The 7,650-nt window shown below is 63.6% G+C and carries 14 protein-coding genes; all 14 read right to left on the minus strand.

The window, feature by feature from the left end:
* Window positions 1-15: 15 nt before the first annotated feature.
* Window positions 16-261, minus strand: coding sequence for a hypothetical protein (locus tag LRS06_RS23460; protein WP_257873716.1), 246 nt, complete (start codon window positions 259-261; stop codon window positions 16-18).
* Window positions 258-833, minus strand: coding sequence for a hypothetical protein (locus LRS06_RS23465; RefSeq protein ID WP_257873717.1), 576 nt, complete (start codon window positions 831-833; stop codon window positions 258-260). Before LRS06_RS23465 ends, LRS06_RS23460 begins: the two co-directional genes overlap by 4 nt.
* On the minus strand, window positions 745-2,043 hold the full coding sequence (traM, locus tag LRS06_RS23470) for a conjugative transposon protein TraM (RefSeq protein WP_257873718.1): 1,299 nt from the start codon (window positions 2,041-2,043) through the stop codon (window positions 745-747). Before traM ends, LRS06_RS23465 begins: the two co-directional genes overlap by 89 nt.
* Window positions 2,044-2,288: 245 nt before the next feature.
* Complete coding sequence (locus LRS06_RS23475; protein ID WP_257873719.1) at window positions 2,289-2,666, minus strand: DUF4138 domain-containing protein; 378 nt, start codon at window positions 2,664-2,666, stop codon at window positions 2,289-2,291.
* Complete coding sequence (locus LRS06_RS23480) at window positions 2,648-3,196, minus strand: hypothetical protein (RefSeq protein WP_257873720.1); 549 nt, start codon at window positions 3,194-3,196, stop codon at window positions 2,648-2,650. Before LRS06_RS23480 ends, LRS06_RS23475 begins: the two co-directional genes overlap by 19 nt.
* A 27-nt stretch (window positions 3,197-3,223) precedes the next feature.
* Window positions 3,224-3,388 (minus strand): hypothetical protein, encoded by a 165-nt coding sequence (locus tag LRS06_RS23485; protein ID WP_257873721.1) that lies wholly within the window; start codon window positions 3,386-3,388, stop codon window positions 3,224-3,226.
* A 35-nt stretch (window positions 3,389-3,423) separates the two neighbouring features.
* Complete coding sequence (locus LRS06_RS23490; RefSeq protein WP_257873722.1) at window positions 3,424-3,987, minus strand: hypothetical protein; 564 nt, start codon at window positions 3,985-3,987, stop codon at window positions 3,424-3,426.
* Between the two features lie 65 nt (window positions 3,988-4,052).
* Complete coding sequence (locus LRS06_RS23495) at window positions 4,053-4,682, minus strand: hypothetical protein (protein ID WP_257873723.1); 630 nt, start codon at window positions 4,680-4,682, stop codon at window positions 4,053-4,055.
* A gap of 60 nt (window positions 4,683-4,742) precedes the next feature.
* Window positions 4,743-5,333, minus strand: a complete 591-nt coding sequence (locus LRS06_RS23500) for a conjugal transfer protein TraG N-terminal domain-containing protein (RefSeq protein WP_257873724.1) — start codon at window positions 5,331-5,333, stop codon at window positions 4,743-4,745.
* An 81-nt stretch (window positions 5,334-5,414) separates the two neighbouring features.
* Entirely contained in the window at window positions 5,415-5,816 is a 402-nt protein-coding gene (locus tag LRS06_RS23505) for a hypothetical protein (RefSeq protein WP_257873725.1), read from the minus strand.
* On the minus strand, window positions 5,813-6,184 hold the full coding sequence (locus tag LRS06_RS23510; protein ID WP_257873726.1) for a hypothetical protein: 372 nt from the start codon (window positions 6,182-6,184) through the stop codon (window positions 5,813-5,815). Before LRS06_RS23510 ends, LRS06_RS23505 begins: the two co-directional genes overlap by 4 nt.
* Window positions 6,133-6,315, minus strand: a complete 183-nt coding sequence (locus tag LRS06_RS25680; RefSeq protein ID WP_374679466.1) for a hypothetical protein — start codon at window positions 6,313-6,315, stop codon at window positions 6,133-6,135. Before LRS06_RS25680 ends, LRS06_RS23510 begins: the two co-directional genes overlap by 52 nt.
* On the minus strand, window positions 6,227-6,886 hold the full coding sequence (locus LRS06_RS23515; protein WP_257873727.1) for a hypothetical protein: 660 nt from the start codon (window positions 6,884-6,886) through the stop codon (window positions 6,227-6,229). Before LRS06_RS23515 ends, LRS06_RS25680 begins: the two co-directional genes overlap by 89 nt.
* A complete protein-coding gene (locus LRS06_RS23520) occupies window positions 6,820-7,152 on the minus strand; it encodes a hypothetical protein (protein ID WP_257873728.1) in 333 nt (110 codons plus the stop codon). Before LRS06_RS23520 ends, LRS06_RS23515 begins: the two co-directional genes overlap by 67 nt.
* Window positions 7,153-7,650 lie beyond the last annotated feature (498 nt).

The following is a 7,650-nucleotide window of genomic DNA, read 5'->3' on the forward strand; positions in this document are numbered from 1 at the left end:
GAGGCGTAGACGGCTTCAGCAGCATTGGGCCGGGCCGGCCTGCGAGGCTTCCATGAACAGGCGGTCCCCCTGCTCGCGCAGCTGCATGGCCTTAATCATGTTGTCGTTGGAGGAATTGAGCGCCGCCATCCGCTCCCCTTCCGTCATGGCGTAGCGGCCCGGGTTTTTCAGAGTGGCCTGCATTTCCACGCTTTGCGCGGTCATCTCGTCGGCAATCTTGTAGTAATTCACGGCCATGGCCAGCTTGCGCTTGGCCATCATCTCCTCGGCTGCGAACAGGAAACCGTCGATTCCTCGCGCTTGGCCTGGTACTGGTCGCTAGTCAGGTTGCCATTGGGGTCGGTTGAGCTGGCCCCGAAGCGGGAAAACACGTCGTACATGGTGTTCACGTCCTGCGCGGGGTTGGTCAGCTGCAGGGCTTGGCGCAGGCGCTGGGCTTTGGCATAGACCGGCATCATCTGATTGGTCTGGCTCCGGCCGGACATGGCCAGAGCCCGGGCAAACAACTCCTGCGGGTTGGAGAGGCGCAAGTCCTGAATGCTTTGCACTTTGCGCAAGTCCGCCTGCACCTGCTTTTGTAGGTCCAGGGCTTCCTGCGTCAGGCTGCGGACTTCGCTGGTGATGTCCTTGGTGACGCCGGCAATCTGGCGGGCATCTTTCACGACCTGGTAGTTTTTGACCGTTTCGGTCCACTGCGCGAGGCGCTTGGCGAAGTCGCCGATGTGCACGCCCATGTGCACCGGGTCATTGACGACCATCTGGGCCCGGGCCCGACCAGCCGGGGCAAGTATCAACGCGACAGCCACCAGGGCCGGAAAAAGAGTCTTTTTCATGGTTGTAGAATGAGTGAATGGAAAGGGTTAGCGGCCTGACGCCGTGGCTGGCCCCAGTTGGCCGGCAGCGGCCGTAGTAATCAGGATGGGGTAGCCGTCGGGCAGCAACACCTCCCGCAGCTTGGTGCGGGTCTTGGGAGCGGCTGAGCACGTTCATGGCCACGCGCCCGCCCACGCCCACCACCGAGTTAGCGGCCGAGGCCGAGCGGTCGATGGCGGTGCTCACTTCCTGCATGGATTGCTGCTGCAGGTCCTGGCCGGCGAGGCTGGCATCCTTGGCGACCCGCTTAACCGGGTCAATCATGATGCCCGGCAGGTAGTTGTAGTCGTAGATGCTGGCCGCGACCCGGGTGGGCCCGAGGCGGTTGACTTCCAGCATCACGTTGTTGGTGCCCACGCTGGCAATGCCGGCGAAGACCGAGTTCTTGGGGAAGGTTACGCCCGACACCACGGCGTCTTCCTGCAGGCGCAGCAGGACCACCGAGCCCGTGCGCACCTTCTGCTCGCCGTTTATGACGCACTTGAAAAACACGTCCGGCGTGAGCTCGGCCTGGCTGCCCTGGGCCATCATCCGGGCGGAGTTGCCCACCTTGACGGTGTTGAAGCCATCCCTGCCGGCAGCGTTAGCACGATTGGCCAGGGTTTGCGCGGCCGCTTTGGGGTCACGGAAGCGCTTGCCCGTCATGCGCTCGTAGGCGGCGCGGGTTTCGGGCGGCGAGGAGCCCAGCATAGCCAGCACGTCCGGGTCTGTTTCAAACGGGGTGCCGTCAGTATCGGTCGCGGGCAGCAGCCCGGCCCGCAGGCCCCGGCCAGCCCGGTAGCTCGCCTGGCGGGCCGAAGCGCCTACTACCTGGCCGGGGCGACGCCGGGGGACCACCAGCATTTGCGCGTGGTAAGAACCCGTGGTAGGGTCCTGCAGAGTCGTTTCAATCGTGTCCACGTCGGCCGCGGCCAAGCGGGCTTCCTCCTGCCGGCGACGGGCGGCCAGGGTAGCCGCCGCGGCCCGCCGCTTCCGGCGCAGGGCCTGGCCCAGGGTGTCGGCGACAAACGCTTCCACCAGTTCGTCAGTGTTAGGGCGAGCCGGCGTGCTCTGAGCTTCCTGTTCCAGCCGCCGCTGCTGCTCGATTTGCGCCGAGGGCGAAACAGGGGCGGTGGGCTCGGTGGGCGCGGCCTTGATTTCGGGCTCGATGTTTTCCGAAGCCGCCGCCACGACTTCCTTCTGTTGCTGGGCGGCCTGCGTAGCCGAGCGCAGCCAGAGGAACAGCCCCCGGCGACCAGCAAGACCAGCAGGCCGGTCAGGGGTATCCAGTTGTTGCGCAGCAGCTCCAGCGGAGTTGTTTTTGATTTGTCAGCAGCGGTCCGGTCCGCTCCCAGGCGTTCGTGGTCATCGTGCTCGGCTGAGCCCGTGGAATGAGATTGAGTATGGGGGTTTGCAGGTTCCATAAGAAGGAAGGGTTAGATGGTGGAGGCCCGATTGATGACCCGCGACGGCACCGGCAGCACCAGCACCCGAGCCCCGTTCAGCTCGCGCAGCGTCACTTCCAGGTAACCCCGGTCGGTCGCCGCGTAGAGCGGAATGGCGTAGGTCAGGTAGCCGGTGGTACGGCCCGAAACGACCTGGTTAGTCCCGCCGCCGGAAGGGGCCAGTGGGCGGCGCGCTTCGTTCTTTTTCTTGGCCAGAAACTTCTTCTGGGCGTTTTCCACCAGCTGGAAGTCGGTGAAATCGACGTTGTAGTCGATGGCCGAGTGGTTGATGACTTTAAAGCGCAGGTAAGTGAAGTCCCGGTCGTTGCGTACGTTGGCCAGAGAAAGCACTAGGTCGTTGTCGACCACGGCCACCGCTTGGTGCTCCTCCTTGGACTTGCGCAGCGCGGAGGCTTGCCTTCCACGGCGGCTTTCTTCTCCCGCTCTTTGTCCAGCGCCAGCTCATTCTCCGGCGCCGAGCCCGCTACGGAGCCAGCACCATTGCTCAGGCCCAGGGCCCCGTCTTTCTGGAAGTCGTAGAGCTGCAGCACGGGCCGGTTCACATACACCAGCCGCCCCATCCAGTATTTGCTGCCGAAGCGGATGAGCATGGGGGTCGGCGGTGCGGACTTGCGGCGGGCGCGCACGAACACGGCGTTGGCTTCAATCTTTACCAGGTAGTTATTGGCCATGCCCACGTCGACCAGCGACACGGGGCCGCTGAACACGAGGTAGGTGGTAGAGCTGTCCGACACGGCCACGTCCAGCAGCGTGGGCGCAGTGTGCACCGCGGAGGAAGACGGCCGCAGCATGACCGACGGGGCAGAAGTGGTTTGGGCTGAGCTGGCCGAGGCCAGCAGCACCGGCAGGCCCAGGGCCAGCAGAAGTTTAGAAAACATGGGAATACGCTTTAGGAAGGAAGAGACTTATTTGCCGGGCGATGCCGGGGAGGCCTGACCAGGGGCCACTGGGGAGACCGGAACGATGCCGGCGTCCGGGAGCCCCGCCCCCGCGCTGCGCTGGGCTTCCTGCAGGGCGCGCTGCCGGTCGGCTTCCTGCTCTTTCAGGGCTTGCAGCTCCTCGCGTGACACCTGCGGGTTGTAGGGGATGTAGTCGAAGTTGGTAATCAGCAGGCCGTAGGGGTTGGCATCCGAGCGGTTGGTTTCGGCCAGGTTGAACTTAGCAGCCAGCGGCAGGGGCTCTTTTGCTCGCCCCCAATGAAAATGCGCTGCTTGATGTAGACCCGGCCCGACCAGGGGCGGTGGTTCATGTCCACGCTTACGCTGTCCACCGTCACCACATTGCGGGCGGCGTAGCGCTCGTAGTTCTGCAGCACCTGCCCGCGGGTGAACCCGTCGTAGATGCGCCGGCCGCCGCGGCCTTCGATAAGCGGCAGGGCGGCGTCCAGGTTGGTTTTGTAGGTGTACTGGTCGTGCCCAAACATGGTCAGCATGAAGTTGCGCACCAGGTTGCGGGCTTCGTAGGCGGTGTGCGTTTCGGTGGTGGGCGCCGAGAGTGCGGCCACCGAGCCGGTTTGGCCGACCACGTACACGCGGCGGCCGCTGTTCTCGTAGGCGCGGTACACCAGAAAGCCGGCGGCTAAGGCCACGAGCAGCAGGGCCAGCACGCTCCCCATGGCCAGGTTGCGCATGGTGGAGAAAGAGGTACTTAGGTTTTTGGCAGAATCCATTGCAAATGCGGGTTAAGTCATCAAGAGGGGATGTAGGAGGCCGGGATTTTCTTCCCCACCGCCCCTTATTTGGCCAGGGGCAGGGAGATTTGCAGGCCCCGGTAGGGATAGGTTAGCAAGCCGGCGTCTTCACCGCCATCCGGGCTGGCGTAGGCGTAGAGCACCCCCTGAACCGTGACGGGCTGCGCGGGCCGCATCGGCACCAGCTGGCCGCCCCGGTCGATGTCGCTGATGAAAAAGCCACGCAGCGAATCCTGGGCAGAGGGCAGCTGCAGCTTGCCGATGCCAGGCTTGCTCTTGCCAAAGCCCATCGGCTTCCAGCGCAGCACGGCCGCAAAGGGGATGCGGTAGCCCGGCCCTACTTTGGGGTAGCCCCGTTGGGCGCTCCGCAAGCCGGCCGGCAGGGCGAGGATGGCCGCGACCGGGGCCTGGCTGGTGACTGAAATCAGCTCCAGGTAGCCTTCTTCGGGCAGCATCTGGGCCACCCCAGGCGCTACGTTCACTGCCGACGCGGGCAGGGCCGGAGGCAGGGTAGTGGCGGCTTTCCAGGCATTCGCTTTGGCTTGCTCAGCGGGACTGCTGGCGTTGGTTTGCAGGGCGTCGACAAGGTGCGTGGCCGCCTTCTCCTCCTGGGATTGGCAGGCGCTGGCCAGGCCCAGGGCTAACAGGGACAGGTAACGGGTTGAATGGTTCATCGAAAAAAGAGGATTGGTTAAACCGTCCACAGCCCGGAGGGCGTTGCCGGTAGGAAGGATTCAGCGCGTCCGACATGGTGATGGTGGGCAGGCCCGCCGAAGCCGAGCTGCCGCCACTGGCGCGGGCGTCCCGCCGCCGGAGCTGCCACCACCATCACCACCTCCGCCGCCCGCGCTGCCGCCGGCTGCTTTGCTGCCGCCGCCCATGGCGCGGCCGATGGCGCCGGATACGCCGTGCCCGCCGCCATTCATGCCTGCCGAGACGCCGGCGCCCGCCGCGGCCGCCGATGCGGCCATGCCCACCACCGAGCCCACGAAGCTTTGGGCGGCCGAGGAGCCGATGATGAGGCTGGTCAGGTAGGGCACCATGAGGTAGAGCATGATGAAGGCGACCGACACCACCAGTTGCTTGGTGTCTTGCTCGACGGCGGCCGGCCCCGCGAACACCCCGCCGAACGTGGTATTGGAGGACGTGTAGTAGGTGTAGAGCAGGTCCAGCAGGGCAAACGACAGCCCCCAGAACTGCACGGCCAGGAAGTTTTGCAGCCAGCTCATCGCCAGTTGGCCGAAGGAAGGAATAACCGACAGGCAGATGGAAATGGGGCCGCAGACAAACAGAAACCCGAGAATGAACTGCTGGATGAACTGCATGATTTGCCGAATCAGCAGCACCAGCTCCCCCGGTCACCAGCTGCAGCAGGATGTTGGTTAAGCTGAATGAGGTGATGGTTTTCAGCAGGTTACTGATTTCGTCCACTCCTTGCTCGACCACCGTTTTCTGCGAGAGGGTGTCAGCGCTGCTGATGGTGGCGCCCAGCGCCGAAGCGGCCGTCGAACCGTCCGGGGTGGCAAAGAGCCGGGTGAAATTGGCGACCCCGAGCTGAGCGTGTCAATCAGCTCCTGGTAGAAAAAGAGCAGGAAGAATATCCACACCGCCTTGAGGATGGGACCCCAGTCCATGGAGAGCCCGTGGCCCGAGAGGAAGCCCCGCCCGACGGTGTAGAGCAGGGCAATGAGCATGAAGGTGGGCGTGATGAAGCGGCAGGCGCGCAGCACGATTTGCAGGGTCTGGTCGCAGGCGCTCAGAAACGTCGGGTCGGCCCCGTAGGCGACCATTAGGTAGCAGCCGCTCATTTGGCCAGTACGCCCGTGCGGGCCTGTTTATCTTCCACAAACTGGTCCACGGCGTAGTCCAGGCGCTGCACCTTGACGGGCTCGTACTGCGGATTGCCCTCGGCGTCCAGCTGCAGCCGGCCGCTTTTGTCGAGCACTGGCTTGCGGTTGGTTTGCTGGTAGAACTTCACCAGCTTGTTGAGGTAGTTGCGCTCCACGGGCTTGGAGGTGAGAATGGCATCGAGCTGCGGGGAGGCTTCCGCGCCGAATATCTTGCCCTTGGCGCCCTGCTTGATGAATATTTCGCGCAGCGCGTCCGTGGAGCGCACCGACTTAATCAAATCCATCTCGTGCCCCGTGAGGCCGAGCGGGGGTTGCAGCTGGGCCAAGAGTCCGGGTTAACGTGGCGCAGGATAATCTTGGTGGCCGAGTTATTGATGATGGCCGGGCCGATTTTGCTGCTGGTAATCTCGGTGATGCCCTGGGTGATGATGGTGACTGAGCCGTTGGTTTTGCGGATGGTGCGGTACATCGACTCGATGAATTCCGAGCACGCCCGAAAGCATGGTCCAAGCCTCGTCCAGGGCGATGTACTTGATGTCGTCAGGGAACTTGCGGAACAGGTCCAGGCTCAGTTCGGTGATAAGCATGGCCACCACGGGGTAGAGGTCGGGGTCGGCCTGCACCTTGGCCAGGTCAAAGCAAATGAGCCGGTACTCGGACAAGTCCACGTCGCGCCGGGCGTTGAGCACCCGCTCGTAGCGGCCGCCGGTGATGTACTGGCCCAGCACCAGGAAGAACTGGTGCATGTCGATATACTTCAGATTCTTCTGGTACTGCCGGCGGGCCCCGTCCAGCGGGTCCGGCTCCACCCCGTCGCCGGGCTGCGCCACGGGCTTCTGCATTTCGTGGTCAAACTGCTCGACGAACTTATAAAAGCTTTCCATTCCCGGAAATTCCTCGTCCTTCTGATTCAGGCGGTCGCTCTCGTTCAGGCAGGTGTAGTACTCAATCAGAAAGCGGCTTAGAATGGTCCGTTCCGACTTATCGAGGCCGGTATCCTTGCCGCCCTTCCAGAGCGCGGCGAGCAAAGCCAGGTGAAAGTTGGTTTTCTCGTCGTTGTAGAACCGCTGCCCGAAGCGTCGCGCGGCACGATGAAAGGGTTGAATTCAATCGGCCGCTGCGGGTCGTACTCGAAGTAGGTGTGGTCGAAGTCTTCGCCGTTGAGCGACTGCAGCACGTTGCGGTAGGTGCCGCCCACGTCCATGATAATCTGCCGGGCGCCCTTCTCGAAGCGCTGCACAATCAAATTGCCGAAGGTGTAGCTCTTGCCCGAGCCCCAGGGGGCCGATGACAATGGCGTTCTGGTTATCCAGCGCGGTGTTGAACAGGTTCACCTGCACCAGGTTGCCGGAACCTATCGGTCGAGTACTCCCCGACCGGGTCCGTCTTGTATGTCGCCGTCCAGTGCGTGTAGCGAAACGCGCCGAGGTCAGGAAAGAGCAGGTCAGCCAGCGGTCCGGCCTGCCGGGCGTTGCCGGGCGGCAGGCCGAAGAACACGGGCAGGGCCAGGTAGCTTTCTACCACGCTTTCCGTGCCGAACGCATGGACCGGAACGCCGCCGTGGCCTTCCCTCGACGTTTTCGCGCCGGCTGTTGTCGTTGGTGTCCCAGAGCAGCAGTGAGAGGTGCAGGCCGACTGTCTGCTTGTTCTCGGCCCTTACTTCAGCAGTGAACTCCTCTACTTCCGCCGCCCGCAGCGCATTGTCCTGGGTGGAAAGAAACAAAGGCGAGGCGTTGACCCGCGGTCGGTATCCAGGCTGCTGAGTTCGGCGCGGGTGTCCCTGCACGAGCAT

The sequence above is a fragment of the Hymenobacter sp. J193 genome, from assembly GCF_024700075.1.
In the GTDB taxonomy this organism is placed as follows: Bacteria; Bacteroidota; Bacteroidia; order Cytophagales; family Hymenobacteraceae; genus Hymenobacter.